This is a genomic window from Kitasatospora sp. NPDC007106, from assembly GCF_040634455.1.
Taxonomy (GTDB): domain Bacteria; phylum Actinomycetota; class Actinomycetes; order Streptomycetales; family Streptomycetaceae; genus Kitasatospora; species Kitasatospora arboriphila.
This window is the reverse complement of the sequence record NZ_JBEYFP010000079.1, coordinates 1-17,580: the sequence shown is the minus strand read 5'-3', so window position 1 is coordinate 17,580 and position 17,580 is coordinate 1. Positions and strand designations below refer to the sequence as shown.

The 17,580-nt window shown below is 72.2% G+C and carries 11 protein-coding genes; 7 read left to right on the top strand and 4 right to left on the bottom strand.

Going from position 1 to position 17,580, the window contains the following annotated elements; genetic code table 11:
• Positions 1-280: 280 nt before the first annotated feature.
• On the bottom strand, positions 281-1,408 hold the full coding sequence (locus ABZ641_RS10760; protein ID WP_344627314.1) for an alpha/beta hydrolase-fold protein: 1,128 nt from the start codon (positions 1,406-1,408) through the stop codon (positions 281-283).
• A 312-nt stretch (positions 1,409-1,720) separates the two neighbouring features.
• Here ABZ641_RS10760 and ABZ641_RS10755 point away from each other — a divergent pair, with 312 nt between their 5' ends.
• A complete protein-coding gene (locus ABZ641_RS10755; protein WP_344627313.1) occupies positions 1,721-3,952 on the top strand; it encodes an MMPL family transporter in 2,232 nt (743 codons plus the stop codon).
• Positions 3,953-4,043: 91 nt separating this feature from the next.
• On the opposite strand, the gene ABZ641_RS10750 is transcribed toward ABZ641_RS10755, so the two are convergent.
• Both ABZ641_RS10750 and ABZ641_RS10745 read right to left on the bottom strand, forming a co-directional pair.
• Positions 4,044-6,566, bottom strand: coding sequence for a discoidin domain-containing protein (locus ABZ641_RS10750; protein WP_359980792.1), 2,523 nt, complete (start codon positions 6,564-6,566; stop codon positions 4,044-4,046).
• Positions 6,567-7,145: 579 nt separating this feature from the next.
• Positions 7,146-8,387: an ROK family transcriptional regulator gene (locus tag ABZ641_RS10745; RefSeq protein WP_344627312.1), complete on the bottom strand. Its 1,242-nt coding sequence runs from the start codon at positions 8,385-8,387 to the stop codon at positions 7,146-7,148.
• Positions 8,388-8,552: 165 nt separating this feature from the next.
• Here ABZ641_RS10745 and ABZ641_RS10740 point away from each other — a divergent pair, with 165 nt between their 5' ends.
• From ABZ641_RS10740 to ABZ641_RS10715, 6 genes are all read left to right on the top strand, one after another.
• The gene (locus ABZ641_RS10740) at positions 8,553-9,869 is read left to right on the top strand and encodes a sugar ABC transporter substrate-binding protein (RefSeq protein WP_344627311.1); all 1,317 of its coding nucleotides are present in this window, start codon (positions 8,553-8,555) and stop codon (positions 9,867-9,869) included.
• Between the two features lies 1 nt (position 9,870).
• Positions 9,871-10,785, top strand: coding sequence for a sugar ABC transporter permease (locus ABZ641_RS10735; protein ID WP_344627310.1), 915 nt, complete (start codon positions 9,871-9,873; stop codon positions 10,783-10,785).
• Positions 10,778-11,620 carry a carbohydrate ABC transporter permease gene (locus ABZ641_RS10730; protein WP_344627309.1) on the top strand — a complete coding sequence of 281 codons (843 nt, stop codon included), beginning with the start codon at positions 10,778-10,780 and terminating at the stop codon, positions 11,618-11,620. The genes ABZ641_RS10735 and ABZ641_RS10730 overlap by 8 nt, the downstream gene beginning before the upstream one ends.
• 20 nt (positions 11,621-11,640) lie before the next feature.
• A complete protein-coding gene (locus ABZ641_RS10725; RefSeq protein WP_359980785.1) occupies positions 11,641-12,981 on the top strand; it encodes a GH1 family beta-glucosidase in 1,341 nt (446 codons plus the stop codon).
• 185 nt (positions 12,982-13,166) lie between these two features.
• On the top strand, positions 13,167-14,111 hold the full coding sequence (locus ABZ641_RS10720) for an RNA polymerase sigma-70 factor (protein WP_344627307.1): 945 nt from the start codon (positions 13,167-13,169) through the stop codon (positions 14,109-14,111).
• 121 nt (positions 14,112-14,232) lie between these two features.
• A complete protein-coding gene (locus ABZ641_RS10715) occupies positions 14,233-15,435 on the top strand; it encodes an FAD-dependent oxidoreductase (protein ID WP_344627306.1) in 1,203 nt (400 codons plus the stop codon).
• Between the two features lie 169 nt (positions 15,436-15,604).
• Here ABZ641_RS10715 and ABZ641_RS10710 read toward each other — a convergent pair whose 3' ends face one another.
• Positions 15,605-17,491, bottom strand: a complete 1,887-nt coding sequence (locus ABZ641_RS10710; RefSeq protein WP_359980782.1) for a CocE/NonD family hydrolase — start codon at positions 17,489-17,491, stop codon at positions 15,605-15,607.
• Between the last annotated feature and the right edge of the window lie 89 nt (positions 17,492-17,580).

Below are 17,580 nucleotides of genomic sequence, written 5' to 3'. Positions count from 1 at the left end.
CCGCAGCCGGCCGGCCCACGACCCGGGCCCCTTGGGGCCGCGCGGCGGCAGCTCGGCCGGCGGGAAGAGCGGCTCGACCGTGGCCTGCCGGTCGGCGGGCGCCGGCGGCGGGTAGTTCGCGGCCTCGGGCCACGGTTCGCTGGTCGGAGGTACGGAACTGGTCGTGGTCATGGGGGATACGCTGGCGGCGCAGGCTGAGAGCCCGATGAGAGCGGCCTATGAGCCCGGTGTGATCTTCTTCGGCCCCCGGGGGGACGGTCCCGGCAGGGCCGTCGGTGCGTCAGCCGGCGGGCGCGGGCGGTGCCAGGCGGCGGCCGAGCCACTCCAGGGCGGGCGGGATCTCCCGCGTCCAGGTCCGGAAGTTGTGGCCGCCGGTGTCCAGGGTGATGGTGGACATCCTGGTCGGCGCCTTGAAGGCGCCGACCATCTTCTGGGTGGCGCCGTAGTTGTGCTCGTCGTAGCTGGTGGCGAGCAGCAGCGAGACCGGCGCGGCGGGCTGCGTCCGCAGCCGCCACAGCAGGTCGTTCTCCTGCTTCAGGTGCGGCTTGCCGCCGAACAGGTCGCCGGTGGTCGGGTCGGTCGGGGCGCTGTAGTAGCCGGAGAGCGAGATCGCCGAGCGGTACGAGTCGGGCTTGCGCAGGGCGAACTTCAGGGCGCAGTAGCCGCCGGTGGAGTCGCCGACGGCGGCCCGCGCCTCGGGCCGGTCGAGGATGCGGTAGGTGCCGGCCATCGCGCGCGGCAGGTCCTCGGTGAAGAAGGTCTCCACCTGCGGGCCGCCGGGGATGTCCATGCACTCGGTGTCCCGGTTGCCGCCCAGGGTGGGCCGCATCATCACCAGCACGGTGGGCGGCAGCTGCCCGGCCTGGATCGCCTTCAGCGTGGAGTCCGGGTACTCCAGCAGCGAGATCAGCTTCTCCGCGGAGCCGGGGTAGCCGGAGAGCACCAGCGCCATCGGGAAGCGGCTGTGCGCGTAGGCGGGCTGGAAGTACTGCGGCGGCAGGTAGACGTAGGCGGGGGTGCCGGTGAGGCGGGAGGCGGCGCCGCGGATGCGGACCTGTTCGATCACCCCGGAGCGGTCCTCGGCGGAGCCCTGCGAGGAGTACATCTTCTGCTGCCCGAGGACCGACACGGCGCGGCCGCCGGGCTCGTGGTCGACGACGGTGCCCGGCTTGCCGTCGGTGCCGAGCAGGTCGCCCCAGGTGGTGTAGAAGCCGAAGTAGGCGTTGGCGATCAGGCCGATCGCCGCGAACACGGCGAGCTGGGTGCCGAAGAACGCGCCGAACCTGCCGAGCCAGGACTTCCAGCCGCGGCCGGCCAGCTTCGGCCAGAGCCACATGGTGGCGGCGAAGGCGGCCACGGCGAGGACGACGGCGAGGACGCGCAGCGGCAGTCCGGTCAGGCTCAACACGCGTTGATCGTAGAGGACTGTCAGAAAGCACTCAGAACGCCCCCAGGCGGTGTCAAGAATGTGCACGGACGGCCCGCGCGGCAGTGGACCTGACGGGCGGTCGCCTGATGCCGCGGCCGGACGGGGGTGCGCTGGCGTCCGGGGGACGGGGCGGTGTGTCGGCCCGCCCGGCGGCCGGTCGGCTGCCTACGCTCGTCACCGGCCGTCAACCGCCGATCACCGTTCGCACCGCCGGACACCCCGGCGTGCCGGCACCCGACGGCCCCACGCACCGCCGGTCGTCCCCGGCCGTGCCGACCCCCGGGAGCGCGCATGCCGTCATCGCCGCCGAGCACCGCCACCGCGGAACGGACCCGCCGCCCCGGGGTGCTGCACCGGCTCGGCTCCTGGTGCGCCCGGCACGGCGTCCTCGTCCTGATCGCCTGGCTGGTGGGCCTCGGCGCCATCCAGGCCGCCGACCGGGCGGTCGGCGGCACCTTCTCGGACGACTTCAACATCTCCAGCAGCCAGGCCCAGAAGGGCCTCGACGTGCTGCGGGCGCACAACCCGGCCGCCGGCGGCGTCGGCTCGCAGATCGTGCTGCACGACGCCCAGGCGCTCACCGGCTTCAGCGACCAGATCAACCAGGCGGTCGCCAACCTGCAGCAGCTGCCGAACGTGCTGTCGGTGCAGAACCCCCTGCCGCAGCCCGGCCAGCCGACCACCCAGACCCCGAACGGCCCGCTCTCCACCGACGGGCTGACCGCCTTCATCACCTTCAAGACCGACGCCAACCCGAGTACCTACGGCAGCGACTACCTGACCAAGGTGGACGACGCGGTCGCCCCGCTGCGCCAGGCCGGGGTGCAGGTGGAGTACGGCGGGCCGCTCGGCGAGGCGGCCCGGCCGAAGGCGGACGACCGCAGCAGCGAGGCGATCGGCTTCGCGGTGGCGATCGTGGTGCTGCTGATCGGCTTCGGCAGCGTGATCGCGGCGGGTCTGCCGCTGATCAACGCGCTGATCGCGGTGATCGTCGGCCTCGGCTGCCTCGGTCTGCTCGCCGCGGCGACGACCTTCGCGACCGTGTCGCCGACCCTGGCCACCATGATCGGCCTGGGTGTCGGCATCGACTACGCGCTGTTCCTGCTGACCCGGTACCGGCAGGGGCTGATGGACGGCGCGGACCCGGCGGGCTCGGCCGGGCACGCGGTGTCCACCGCGGGCCGGGCGGTGCTGGTCTCCGGCTGCACGGTGATCATCGCGCTGGCGGGCCTGTCGGTCTCCGGGGTCAGCTTCATCTCCAAGCTGGGCCTGGCCGCGGGCGTCACCGTGGTGACGGCGGTCGCCGGTGCGCTGACCCTGCTGCCGGCGATGCTCGGCATCATCGGCCGGGCGATCGACCGCTGGCACGTGCGCAAGCCCGTCGCCGAGAGCAACGCCGCGCCGGGCGAGGAGGTCACCGGCACCTGGCACCGGTACGCACAGCGGGTGGAGCGCCACCCGTGGCGGTTCCTGGTCTCCGGCGTGGTCGTGGTGTGCGTGCTGGCGATCCCGCTGTTCTCGATCCAGCTCGGGCACATCGACGACGGCGCCGACCCGCCGTCCTTCACCGACAAGCAGGCCTTCGACCTGATGTCGGCCGCGTTCGGCCCGGGCTCCAACGGCCCGCTGACGGTGGTGATCGACCAGACGAACGTGCCGGCGGCGAACCAGCAGGCGGTGGTCACCTCCGTCCAGCAGGCCCTGGCCGGCACCCCGAACATCGCGAGCATCGGCCCGTTCGTGCCGTCCAGCGACAACGACGTGCTCACCTCCACGGTGATCCCGGCCCAGCAGCCGCAGGACGAGAAGACCACCCAGCTGGTCAACGACCTGCAGGACACCACGCTGCCGAAGGCCGTGGCGAACACCCCGGCGATCACCTACGTGACGGGCACGACCGCCGCCCAGGTGGACTTCCGCGACATCGTCGCCAGCCGGCTGCCGGCGATCATCGCGGTGGTGGTGGGACTGGCCTTCCTGATCATCCTGGCGGTCTTCCGCGGACTGCTGGTGGCGGTCAAGGCGGCGGTGCTGAACCTGCTGTCGATCGCGGCCTCGTACGGCGTGGTGGTGGCGGTCTTCCAGTGGGGCTGGGGCGGCCCGGCGCTCGGGGTGTCGGGGACGGTGCCGATCGAGAGCTACGTGCCGATGATGATGTTCGCCATCGTCTTCGGCCTGAGCATGGACTACGAGGTCTTCCTGCTGTCGCGGGTGCACGAGAACTGGACGCGCACCGGGGACGCCAAGGGCAGCGTGGCGCACGCGCTGGAGATCACCGCCCGGGTGATCACCTGTGCCGCGCTGATCATGGTGAGCGTCTTCGCGGCGTTCATCCTGAGCGACAACATCGTGGTGAAGATGCTGGGCCTGGGCCTGGCGGTGAGCGTGCTGATCGACGCCACCGTCGTCCGGCTGCTGATGGTGCCGGCGGTGCTCACGCTGCTCGGCCCGCACGCCTGGTGGACGCCCCGCTGGCTGGACAGGATCCTGCCGCACATCAACCCGGAGGGCGACGATGCCTGAGCCGCGCACGCCTACGGCGCGGCCGCCGCACCGGTGTTCCGGTGCGGCGGCCGCCGTGTGACGGACCGTCAGGTGCGGGGGAGGCGGTCCGTCACGGGAAGGAGACGACGTTGGACGGCGTGGTGGAGGTGCCCGAGGTCGGGGCGCCGGTGTCGTTCACCACGTGGGCGAACTGGCCGTTGCCGCCGAGCGAGTTGACCAGGACGTCGTGCAGCTTGACGCCGGACTTCACCGGGACCTCGAAGCCGTGGTCCATGACGATGGTCGGGTCCACGTTGAAGTAGCAGTAGCTGCCCAGGCCCCAGCCCTCGTGGGTGTTGACCGAGTCCTCGACCTTGTAGGCCGCGAAGCCGCGGGTGCTGCCGTTCTGGATCGCCGCCTGGTTGGGGGCGTCGTACGCCTTCTCGTTCTGGAAGAAGATCGTGCGGCCGCCGTTGCCCTTCCACCAGACGTCGTACTTGTTGAAGTGCTCGACGAACAGGCCGGTGGCCAGGACGTCGTTGCCGCCGACGACGAAGCCGTAGTCGGAGCGGTTGGTCTCCCAGCCGACGCCGGCGCCGTGGTCGGCGCGCCAGATCCAGGTGTGGTCGACGACGGTGTTGTTGCTGTTGATCACCATGCCGTTGGTGGCCTTGCCGGCGCCGGCGCCGCCGACCCGGACGAAGACGTCCTGGATGACGGTCGGGTCGGCCGCGTGGGAGGCGCCCGGGCCGGCGTCGCCGACCTGCAGAAGGGCGGGGGAGTTGACGGTGCCGGCGTCCAGCAGCAGGCCGGAGACCTTGACGCCGTCGACGTCGGCGACCTTCATCGCGGTGACGCCGTTGTCCGGGACGACGGTGGCGAGGCCGAGGCCGAGCACGACCGTGCCGGGGCGGGTCACGTTGATGGTCTGGTCGACGTGGTAGACGCCCGGGGTGAAGAGCAGGTTGAGGCCCTGGGCGAGCGCCTGGTTGATGGTGGCCGCGGTGGCACCCGGCTTGACCACGTAGAACTGGTTCAGCGGCACCGAGGTGCCCTGCGGGGTGCCGTTGCCCCAGGAGGTGCCGCGGGCGTTGGTGCGCTTCGCGGGCACGAAGACCTTGTAGTCGTTGCCGTCCAGGTAGAGGAACGGCTTCTCCTGCGAGACCGGGGTGGTGTCCAGCGTGGTGTACGGCGGGTTCGGGAAGCCCTGGGCGGGCGCGCCCTGGACACCGGAGAAGGTCTGGTTCCAGACGCCGTTGGAGAAGCCGCCGATCGAGCTGTCGCGGGTGTACCACTGCTGCTGCGAGTAGTTGCCGACCTGGCCGTCGATCTTCGAGTCGGCGATGTAGCCGCCGGAGGCCCAGCCGTAGCCGTCGGGGGCGAGGTTGAGGCCGCCCTCGACGTGCATCCGGCGGAACGGCGCGGCCTGCGAGACGGCCCAGCGGTCGGTGCCGCTGACCGGCTTGAGGTGCAGGTTCTCGGCGGAGCGCCAGAAGTTCTGGGTCGCGTTGCCGTTGAACCAGCCGGCGTCGACGGTGACGTCGCCGTTGAAGGTGGTGTCGTCCGGGTTCAGGCCCAGGCCCGCGATCGAGGTGTAGAAGCCGATCTGGGCGTTGATGTTGTTGTACGTGCCGGGCTTGAACAGCAGCGCGTAGCGCTCGTTGCCGAACTGGTTCGACTCCTGCTTGGTGAAGACCTCGTCGACCTTGGCCTGGATGTTCGGCGTGGTCGGGTCGAAGACCATCACGTTGGGGCCGAGGTCGCCGCCGCCCTGCACGGGCGGGACGGTGGAGCCGCCGCCGGTGTGCACCGCGAACTCCCACAGCGAGTAGCCGTAGCCGGTGCCGCGCTGGGTGCCGTAGAGCCGCACGTAGCGGCCGGAGCCGGAGACGTTCAGGGTCTCGTTGCCGCCGGCGCCGGTGGTGGTGGAGTAGATCGTCGTCCAGGTGCTGCCGTCGGCGGAGGTCTGGATCTGGTAGGCCTTGCCGTAGGCGGCCTCCCAGTTCAGCTGGACCTGGCAGACCTGCTGCACCGAGCCGAGGTCGACCTGCAGCCACTGCGGGTCGGCCGCGGCGGAGGACCAGCGGGTGCCGGTGTTGCCGTCGACGGCGGCCGAGGCGGGGGTGCCCGCGTTCTCGGTGCTGGAGGCGGTGGCGGCCTTGCCCTGCGCGGCGTTGGTGGTGGCGCAGGTGTCCGGGGTGGTGCCGCCGAACGAGCCGTAGACCTGGAACTCCCAGAGCGAGTAGCCGTAGCCGGTCGCCCGGGTGACGCCGTTCATCCGCACGTAGCGGCCGGTGCCGGTGACGTTGAGCGTCTCGTTGCCGCCGGCGCCGGTGGTGGTGGAGTAGACGGTCGTCCAGGTGCTGCCGTCGGCGGAGGTCTGGATCTGGTAGGCCTTGCCGTAGGCGGCCTCCCACTGGAGCACGACCTTGCTGATGGTCGCCGAGGCGCCCAGGTCGACCTGGATCCACTGCTGGTCGCTCGCGGCGGAGGACCAGCGGGTGCCGGTGTTGCCGTCGACGGCGTAGGCGGCCGTGGTGCCGCCGTTCTCGACCGACGAGGCGGTGACCGTCCGGCCCTGCGAGATCAGGGTGTCGGCGGCGTGGGCGGCACTGCCGGGGAGCGCCAGGACGGCGCCCGAGAGCAGGGCCATGCCGAGCAGGGCGGCGGAGCCGCGGCGGCCGGCTCGGGCGCCGGGGCGTGCTGAAGTGAGCCTCACGGGCTTCTCCTGCGGTGGGGGTGGGTGGGGGTTTTCGTGGGGGCGCGGACGTCGTGCGTCGGCGTGGGGACCGGCCCGTGACCGACGGGCCGGCGCGGCGCAGGGGCGCCGGAAACTGCGGGGCAGGGCGGGGCCGGAATCCTTGCGGCCGAGCCGAGAGAGCGCTCCCCGGAGGGAGTCTGTGGGGCTGCGATCTCGGGTGTCAAGTCCCCGGTCGGGAGTTCCGATACGGATCAACCGGCCTGTCGCGGGCGGCCGTTGACCCGCCGCCGGGCGCAGCGGACGGCGGGTTCGCGCAGGTCGCGGGGGGTGCGGCCAGGCCCTCTCTTCCGGATCTTGCCGGGCGCGCGACGCCGGGCATCTCCCCCAGCCCCGAGGGGGCCGGGAGGTGCCCCCAGCCTGGACGCACCGGCGAATCGTCCAAGTACGGTCCAGTACGAGGACGATCCGCCGGCACGCCCAGCCGCGCGCCCAACGCCGCACGCTGATCCGGCAAGATCCGGAAGAGAGGGCCTAGCCCGTGGCGGCCGCGGCGGACAGCCGGGCGGGCAGCTCGCCGCCGGACTGCAGGAAGTGCCAGAGCGGCAGGGTGGCCGCGCCCACGGTGACGGCGTCCGGCCCGAGCAGGCCGAGGTCGATCGAGGTCTGCGCCCGGGGGAAGCGCAGGGCGTAGGCGGTGGCCGCGTCCCGGATCGCGGGCAGCAGGCGCGGCCCGAGCATCAGCCCGGCCCAGCCGCCGATCACGATCCGCTCCGGGTTGAACAGGTTGATCAGGTCGGCGATGGCCGCGCCGAAGTACTCGGCGGCCTCGGCCAGCAGGTCGACGGCGTCCTGCTCGCCCGCCTCGGCGGCGGCCAGCAGGGCGGCCAGCCCGGCCTTCTCGCTGGACCCGGCGGGTGCCCGGCCCCAGCGTTCGACCAGTGCCTCCGCGCCGACGTAGGCCTCCAGGCAGCCGCGCGAGCCGCACCGGCAGAGCCGGCCGCCCACGTGCACCTTGGTGTGGCCCCATTCGCCCGCGCTGCTGGTGGCACCGCGGAAGCGGGCGCCCTCGGCGATCACGCAGGCGCCGACGCCGGAGCCGAACAGCGCGACCACCGCGTGCCGGGCGCCGCGGCCCGCACCGAACCACATCTCGGCCTGGCCGAGCGTCTTGGCGCCGTTGTCCACGTAGAGCGGCAGGTCGGTGCCGGCCCGCAGCATCCGGCCGAGCGGTACGGCGTCCCAGTCCACGGTCTGGCTGTGCACCACGATGCCGAGGCCGTCGGTGCCCGGGTCGCCCTGCTCGACGATGCCGGGCACGCCGACGCCGACGCCGAGCACGGTGGCCGGGTCGGTGCCGGTGGCGTGCAGCACCTCGGCGAGCCCGGTGAGGATCAGCTCCACCACGTGGTCGGAGTCGTGCCCGCAGTCCGAGAGCGGGTGGTCGCTGGCGGCGAGCTCGGTGAGCCCCAGGTCGAAGAGCGCGACCCTCACCTGGGTCTCGCCGACGTCGACGCCGACCAGGTGGGCCCGCTCGGGCGGCACCTGCAGCAGGATGCGGGGCCGGCCGCCGTCCGACTCGACCGATCCGCACTCCTCGACCAGCCCGTCCGCCAGCAGCTCGCCGATCACGTTGCTGACCGAACCGGCGCTGAGCCCGCTGATCTGGCCCAACTCCTGCCTGCTGAGCGGCCCTTCGAAATACAACCGTTGCAAAAGGGTCGATCTGCTGCCGCGCCGCAGGTCGCGGACCGTTTGCTTGCCTCGCTCTGCCATCGGTTCTCCCTCCTGCAGCGAATCTAGCGCTGCACGTCCTCTTGACGCCAGCTTTTCTCACACGTTAAATCACGGCCTGAAGAAAGCCCTCTCCGGGACTCGCACCCCGGCCGGGGCCCTTCCCACCCCCACCACGCCATCCACCCGCCCGAGAGGGGCATGGTCATGCGTATCAACCGTCTGGCTGCCGCGACCGCCGTGGTCGCGACTCTTGCACTCACCGCCACCGCCTGCGGAGGCGGCTCCAGCACCGGCGGCTCCGGCGACAACAGCAGCCCCAAGACGCTGACGTACTGGGCCAGCAACCAGGGCACCAGCCTCGAGAACGACAAGCAGGTCCTGGAGCCCGAGCTGAGAAAGTTCGAGCAGCAGACCGGCATCAAGGTCAAGCTCGAGGTCATCCCCTGGTCCGACCTGCTCAACCGCATCCTCGCCGCCACCACCTCAGGCCAGGGCCCCGACGTCCTCAACATCGGCAACACCTGGTCCGCCTCGCTCCAGGCCACCGGCGCCCTGCTGCCCTTCGACGACGCGGCCTTCGGCAAGATCGGCGGCAAGGACCGCTTCCTGCCGGCCACCATCGCCTCCGCCGGCGCGGCGGGCAAGGACCCGGCCGCCGTCCCGCTGTACTCGATGGCCTACGGCCTCTACTACAACAAGAAGATGTTCCAGGCCGCCGGCATCGAGCGCCCGCCGGCCACCTGGGACGAGCTGATCGCCGACGGCCAGAAGATCACCAAGGACGGCAAGTTCGGCATCGCCGTCGAGGGCGGCAACGTCTCCGAGAACGTCCACCACGCCTTCACCCTCGGCAAGCAGCACGGCGCCGACTGGTTCGACGCCTCCGGCAAGCCCGCCTTCGACACCCCCGAGGCCGTCGCCGCGATCAAGCAGTACGTCGACCTGATCGCCAAGGACAAGATCGCCGCCCCGGGCAACGCCGAGTACGCCAACAACCAGACCGTCACCGACTTCGCCACCGGCAAGGTCGGCATGATGATGTGGCAGTCCGCCGGCGCCAACCTCAAGTCGCACGGCATGAACCCCGACGACTACGGCGTCGCCCCCGTCCCCGTCCCCACGGGCGCCTCCGGCACCAAGCTCACCAGCTCCATGGTCGCCGGCATCAACCTCGCCGTCTTCAAGAACACCAAGAACCTGAACGGCGCGCTGGACTTCGTGAAGTTCATGACCAGCAAGGACGAGCAGATCCAGCTCAACAAGACCTACGGCTCGATCCCGCCGGTCAAGGAGGCCCAGGGCGACGCGGCCTTCGCCACCCCCGAGCTCCAGGCCCTCTCCAAGGTCCTCGGCTCCAGCGCCCAGCCGCTCCCGCAGGTCGCCAACGAGAGCCAGTTCGAGACCCTGGTCGGCACCGCCGTCAAGAACCTGCTCGCCGCGGCCGCCGCCGGCAAGCCGGTCACCGACGAGTCCGTCAAGGCCGAACTCACCAAGGCCCAGCAGCAGATGCCGGCCAACTGACGTGCGACAGCGACTCGGCCGAATCGGCCTGCCCTACCTGCTCCTGCTCCCGGCGCTGCTCCTGGAGCTGCTGATCCACCTGGTGCCCATGGTGGTCGGCATCGTGATGAGCTTCAAACAGCTCACCCAGTTCTTCATCCGGGACTGGTCGTCCGCACCGTGGACTGGCCTCGGGAACTACCACCTGGCGGTGGACTTCAGTGCCCCCGTCGGCCAGTCGCTGCTCAACTCGTTCTGGGTGACCTGCGCCTTCACGATCCTCGCCGTCGGCCTCTCCTGGCTGGTGGGCACCACGGCGGCGATCATGATGCAGGACGCCTTCAGAGGCAGGGGGCTGCTCCGCGCAGCCTTCCTGCTGCCCTACGCCCTGCCGGTCTACGCGGCCGTCATCACCTGGTCGTTCATGTTCCAGCGGGACACCGGACTGGTCAACCACATCATCCACGACCAGCTCCACCTCACCTCGGACCGGCCGTTCTGGCTGATCGGCGACAACAGCTTCACCGCGCTCGTCACCGTCTCCGTCTGGCGCTCCTGGCCGTTCGCCTTCCTCACCCTGACGGCCGGTCTGCAGAACATCCCCCGCGAGCTCTACGAGGCCGCCGCGATGGACGGCGCCGGCGTCTGGCAGCAGATCCGCCGGATCACCCTGCCCTCGCTGCGGCCGGTCAACCTGGTGCTCGTGCTGGTCCTCTTCCTCTGGACCTTCAACGACTTCAACACGCCGTACGTGCTGTTCGGCAAGTCGGCACCGGAGGCCTCGGACCTCATCTCCATCCACATCTACCAGTCCTCCTTCGTCACCTGGAACTTCGGCGCGGGCTCCGCCATGTCGGTGCTGCTCCTGCTGTTCCTGCTGCTGGTGACGTCGGTCTACCTGTTCATCACCTCGCGTCGGAGGGGCGCCGATGATTAACCCGCCCGCGTCCTTCCGGTGGATCCGCCGGATCGTGCTCGCCCTGCTCGCGGTCTTCACCCTCGTCCCGGTCGGCGTCATGGTCAGCTCCTCGCTGAAGCCGCTCCAGGACGTCCAGGGGCCGTTCCGCTGGATACCGAGCACGCTCACCGTCCGGCCCTACTTCGACATCTGGAAGACCGTCCCGCTCGGCAAGTACTTCGTCAACTCGATCATCGTGGCCGGCGGAGCGACGGTCTTCTCGGTGCTCATCGCGATCCTCGCCGCGTACGGCGTCAGCCGCTACCGCTTCCGCGGCCGCCGGCTGTTCACCGTCACCGTGCTGTCGACGCAGATGTTCCCCGGCATCCTCTTCCTGCTGCCGCTGTTCCTCATCTTCGTCAACATCGGCAACAGCACCGGCGTCGCCCTCTACGGCAGCCGCGGCGGACTGATCCTCACCTACCTCACCTTCTCGCTGCCCTTCTCGATCTGGATGCTGGTCGGCTACTTCGACTCCATCCCGCGGGACCTGGACGAGGCAGCCCTGGTCGACGGCTGCGGCCCCGTCCGGGCCCTGGTGCAGATCATCATCCCGGCCGCCATCCCCGGCATCGTCGCCGTCGCCGTGTACGCCTTCATGACCGCCTGGGGCGAGGTCCTCTTCGCCTCCGTCATGACCAACGACGAGACCCGCACCCTCGCCGTCGGCCTCCAGGGCTACGCGACGCTCAACGACGTCTACTGGAACCAGGTCATGGCCGCCTCCCTGGTGGTCAGCGTCCCGGTCGTCGCCGGATTCCTCCTGCTGCAGCGCTACCTCGTCGCCGGGCTCACCGCCGGCGCCGTCAAGTGACCCTGATTGAAAGGCCAGTTGTGAACGACCTCAACGCCCTGCCGGACGACTTCGTCTGGGGCGCGGCCACCTCCGCGTACCAGATCGAGGGTGCCGTGGACGAGGACGGCCGCGCGCCCTCCATCTGGGACACCTTCTCCCACACCCCCGGGAAGATCGACAACGGCGACCACGGCGACACCGCCTGCGACCACTACCACCGCTACAGCGAGGACATCGGCCTCATGAAGCGGCTCGGCCTCGGCGCCTACCGCTTCTCCGTCGCCTGGCCCCGCGTGGTGCCGCAGGCCGACGGCCGGATCAACGCCGAGGGCCTCGCCTTCTACGACCGCCTGGTCGACGGCCTGCTGGACGCCGGCATCACCCCGCACGGCACCCTGTACCACTGGGACCTCCCGCAGGCCCAGCAGGACCGCGGCGGCTGGCCCGAGCGCGCCACCGCCGAGCGCTTCGGCGAGTACGCGGCCGTCGTCGCCGACCGCCTCGGCGACCGCGTCAAGCACTGGGCCACCCTCAACGAGCCGCTCTGCTCCTCCTGGATCGGCCACCTCGAGGGCAAGATGGCCCCGGGTTGGACGGACCTCACCGCCGCCGTCCGCACCTCGTACCACCTGCACCTGGGCCACGGCTACGCCGTGCAGGCGCTGCGCGCGGCCCACTCCGACCTCCAGGTCGGCATCGTCAACAACCTCAGCCCGATCATCCCGGCCAGCGACAGCGAGGCCGACCGCCTCGCCGCCGTCCGCGCCGACGGCCACATCAACCGCTGGTGGCTCGACCCCGTCCTCGGCCGCGGCTACCCCGAGGACATGGTCAAGCTCTACGGCGTCGAACTCCCCGTCCGGGACGGCGACATGGAGCTCATCTCGGCCCCGCTCGACTGGATCGGCCTCAACTACTACTTCCGCCAGTTCGTCGAGGACGACCCGACCGGCGCCGTGCCGCAGTTCCGGCAGGCCCCCGGCCGCAACGCCGAACACACCGCCATGGGCTGGGAGGTGGACGCCGAGGGCATCCACCAGCTGCTGATGCGCCTCACCGAGGAGTACGGCGTCCGGAAGATCTACATCACCGAGAACGGCTCCGCCTACCGCGACACCGTCACGGCGGACGGCCGCATCGAGGACCCGGAGCGCACCGCCTACCTGGAGGGCCACCTGGACGCCTGCGCCCGCGCGGTCGCCAAGGGCGCCCCGCTGGCCGGCTACTTCGCCTGGTCACTGCTCGACAACTTCGAGTGGGCGTACGGCTACGACAAGCGGTTCGGCCTGGTGCACGTCGACTACGACACCCAGCAGCGCACCGTGAAGGCCAGCGGCGAGCGGTACGCGGAGATCATCCGCAACCACCGCGCCCGCTGACCCGTGAGGGTTCCGGCCGCGGCGGCCGTCGGAACCCTCACGGCCACCACCCGGGGGCGCGGGGATTCGCGCAGTCCGAATGGCGCAGATCCGCCCCCAGCCTTCGGCCGGGAGGTACCCCCAGCGCCCCTTGTGCGTCGTCCTCGCAGGTCCGCTCCGGCCCGGGGGCGGCTAGGATCGCGGGCATGGCCCTGATCATGAGCGACGTGGACCGGTTCGAGGCCGCGAGGCCCCGGCTGGAGGCCATCGCCTACCGGTTGCTCGGTTCGGCGAGCGAGGCCGAGGACGCCGTCCAGGAGACCTTCCTGCGCTGGCAGGCCGCCGACACCGAGCGGATCGAGGTGCTGGAGGCCTGGCTGACCAAGGTCCTCACCAACATCTGCCTCAACGTGCTCACTTCGGCACGTGCCCGGCGCGAGACGTACGTCGGGGCCTGGCTCCCCGAGCCGCTGCTCGCCGGCGACCCGATGCTCGGCCCGGCCGACACCGCCGAGCAGCGCGACTCGGTGTCGTACGCCGTCCTCGTCCTGCTGGAGCGCCTGTCGCCCAACGAGCGGGCGGTGTACGTGCTGCGCGAGGCCTTCGGCTACCCGCACCGCGAGATCGCCGAGATCCTCGGCATCAGCGAGGCCGCCAGTCAGCAGATCCACCACCGGGCCAAGAAGCACGTCGCGGACGGCAGGGCGCGCACCGAGATCGACGAGGCCGCCGCCCGGCGGATCGTCGAGGAGTTCCTCGCCGCGGCGACCAGCGGCCGCACCGAACCCCTGGTGCGGCTGCTCACCCAGGACGCCGTCTCGGTCGGCGACGGCGGGGGGAAGGTCCCGGCCCGCGCGAAGGCGTTCGAGGGCGCGCTCGCGGTCGCGAAGTTCCTGCGCGGCCTGTTCAAGCCCAGCGAGGCCAAGCGGGCCCACATCGGCGGCGCGGCCGAGATCCACGTCGCGATCGCCAACGGCGGTCCCGCCGTCGTGGCGGTCGTGGACGGCCGGGTCGTCGGGATCACCTGCCTGGAGGTCACCGCCGACGGCATCGCCGCCGTGCGCAGCCAGGTCAACCCCGACAAGCTCGTCCGCGCGACCGGACAGTGGGCCGCCGAGGACCACGGGAGGGCCCCGCTCGTCGTCCTCTGAACCCTCCGACCCGATGTGACGTGCTTCACACTCCGACCCTGTCAGGAAATCCCGGGCTGCCCGGTTCAAGGGGCGAAACCGCGCAGAGACAGCGGCGGAACCTCCAGACAGGAGCACGGACATGCAGCACCGCATCGTCGTCCTCGGAGCCGGCTACACCGGAGCCGTCGCCGCCGGCCGCCTCGCCAAGCGGCTGCACCGCGAGGACGTCGCCATCACCCTCGTCAACCCCGAGCCCGACTTCGTCGAGCGGGTCCGGCTGCACCAGCTCGCGGCCGGCCAGGACCTCAGGCCCCGGCCGTTCGACGAGATGTTCGCGGGCACCGGCGTGGCACTGAAGCTCGCGAAGGTCACCGCCGTCGACGTGGACCGCAAGAGCGTGACCGTCACCGCCGCGAACGGCCACGGCCGGGAGGAGCTGGCGTACGACACCCTGGTCTACGCCCTCGGCAGCGGGTGGAACGACGGGGGTGTCCCCGGCACCGCCGAACACGCCCACGACATCTCCGGCCGCCCCGGCGCCCTCCGCCTCCGCGACCGGCTCGCCGCCCTGGAGGCCGGCCGGCCCGTTACCGTCATCGGCGGCGGCCTGACCGGCCTGGAGGCCGCGACCGAGATCGCCGAGGCCCGCCCCGACCTCGACGTCGCCCTGGCCGCCCGCGGTGCCCTCGGCGACTGGCTCTCGGACAAGGGCCGCGCCCACCTGCGGAAGGTGGTGGACGGGCTCGGCATCACCGTCCACGAGAACGCCGCGGTCACCGCCGTGGCGGCGGACCGCGTGACGACCGCCGACGGCCGGGACATTCCTGCCGCGGTCACGATCTGGACCACCGGCTTCGCCGCCCACCCGATCGCCGCGGCCACCACCCTGGAACTCGCCGAGGGCGGCCGGATCGTGGTCGACGGCACGATGCGCTCGGTCTCCCACCCGGACGTGTACGCCGTCGGCGACGCCGCGATGGCGATCGGCCCCGAGGGCAAGCCGCTGCGCATGTCCTGCGCCTCGGGCGTCCCGATGGCCTGGCAGGCCGCCGACGCCCTCGCGGCCCGGCTCGCCGGCACCAAGGTCCCCCGCGTCCCCGTCCGCTACTTCCAGCAGTGCATCTCCCTCGGCCGCAGGGAGGGCCTGATCCAGTTCGTCACCGCCGACGACCGGGCGGTCGACCGCGCCCTGACCGGCCGCGTGGCCGCCCTCTACAAGGAACTGATCTGCAAGGGCGCGGCCTGGGGCGTCGCCAACCCGACCGCGGGCATGCCCTCCCGCCGCCGACGCATCGTCCGCCACGAGCTCCCCAGCCCCGCACGGGCGGAGGCCGTGGCCTGACACGGAGGGGCAACGGCTGGGGCGCGGGGAACTGCGCAATTCGGATGTGGGTCTCCGTACAGACCAGGGGTGCGCCGGATTCGTCAGGAGCACCACTCCCGGACTGCGCAGTTCCGCCCCGGCCTTCGGCCGGGAGGTGCCCCCGGCGCCCCTGATCTGTGGTTCGGTCCTAGCTTCGCGGCAGGCGGCGGCGCCAGTGGCGTTCGAAGATCACGTCGCCGCCCTCCAGGGCGCGCAGGTGGTCGTGGACGGTGAGGTGCCCGGCGTCGCAGCTCGCCTCGGAGCGGAGCTGCAGGGTGACGTCCCAGCCGATGTCCGTCCGCTCCAGCCGGAGCGTCCGGTCGGTCCTGGCCCGGGCGCCCAGCGGGTCGTCGGCCCGGATCCGGTACGCCTCCAGTACGTGCTCCTCCTCGGCGAGGCCGTCCGGGTGCACCGTCGCCCCGGCCGGCCGGGCAAGCTGCAGCCGCCACTCGCCCGCGGCCACGTCGTGCACCACCTGCCGCTCCGGATGCGAGACCAGCGGTTCGGGGTGCAGCTCGGCGGGGACGGGCGCATGCTCGGGCGGGTCGAAGGTGACAGGCCCGCTGCCGGCGTCCGCCGCCAGGTGCCGCACCGGCAGCGTCAGCACCGAGCCGCCCGGGTCCACCTCGAAGCCACCGGTCTCCGCGACCGGCCACAGCCAGGGCCAGTACGCCGAGGAGAGCGCCAGCCGGATCCGGTGCCCGGCGGGGAAGGCGTGCGCGACCGGGGCGAGCTCCACCTCCACCTCGACCGGGCCGGTGCCGCCGGCCAGCGCCGCCGCACCCCGGGCGACCAGCGTGGACGATCCGTCCGGTGCCACGTCGCAGAGCCGGGCGGCGACCTGCCCGTGGCGGCCGTCGCAGCGCACCCGCAGCCGCAGCGCCGGTCCGCCGAGCAGTTCCTCGGGCTCCGGCAGCGGCACGGAGTCGAAGCAGACCGAGCGGCCGTCCTCCTCGCGCTGGTCCGGTGGCAGGTCGGCCGCGCCGCCGGCCGGCCGGAGCGCCCCGGCGTCGATGCCGGTGTGCTGCGGGGAGCGGACGGGGACGAAGCGCTCGCCGGAGGGCGTCCCGGCGGTGCGCAGCGCGTCGTCGAGTCCGTAGTGCACCTCGCGGACGTCGGGGGAGGGCCAGCCGTCGTCGCCGATCCAGCGGCCGGGCCGGTTGGCGTAGGAGGGGGCGGGCGGCACCGACTCGTTCATCCAGCTGCGCAGGGCGGGTTCCTTGAGGACGCCGGTGTCGGCGCCCCTGAGCCAGTGGTCCCACCAGCGCAGGGTCTCCTGGAGGAAGCCGATCGCCGGGCCGGGCGGCAGGCCCTGGTCGGGGTACTGGTGCGGCCAGGGGCCGAGGACGCCGCGGGCGTCCGGGCCGAGTTCCTCGACCAGGCGCAGCACGGTGCCGGCCTGCGGGTCGGCCCAGCCGCCGAAGGCGAGGACGGCGGCGCGGACGGTCCGGAGGTCGATCGGCCCGCCCTCGTCGTCGGCGCCGGGGTCGACGGCGGCGAGGCGTTCCAGCCAGAGCCGCCGCCAGTCGTCGCCGGTGTAGCGGGGGTCGGGCGGGCGGCAGGCGGCGGCGAGCCGGGCGGCGGATCCGCCGTGCACGGCGGCGGCGAGCGGCGCGCCGGCCAGGTCCCGCCGTGGTGCGGTGCGGTCGTCCGCGCAGACGGCGACCACGGCGGCGAGTGCTTCGGGGGCGCGGGCGGCGAGGGCGAGGGCGGCGGTGCCGCCGCGGCCGATGCCGAAGGCGCCGGCCCGGCCGTTGGACCAGGGGCGGGCGGTGAGCCAGTCGAGCAGGGCGAGTCCGTCGTCGGTGCCGGCGGGGGAGGCGGGGTCGGCCGGGTTGCCTTCGGAGCTGCCGTGGCCGCGGGCGTCGACGCGCAGCGAGGCGTAGCCGTGGCCGGCGTACCAGGGGTGGCGTTGGGCGTCGCGGACGGCGGTGGTGTCGCCGAGCCCGCCGGGGTGGTGTTCGAGCAGGGCGGGCACCGGGTGGTCGGTGACCGGCAGCCAGAGGCGGGCGGCGAGGCGGGTGCCGTCCGGCATGGGACCGAGTCGCGCGGTCAGTCCACCAGGTCGCCGGACGGGTACAGGCCGTCCCCGAGCTCGTGGACGCCGAACGGCGGAGCGGACGC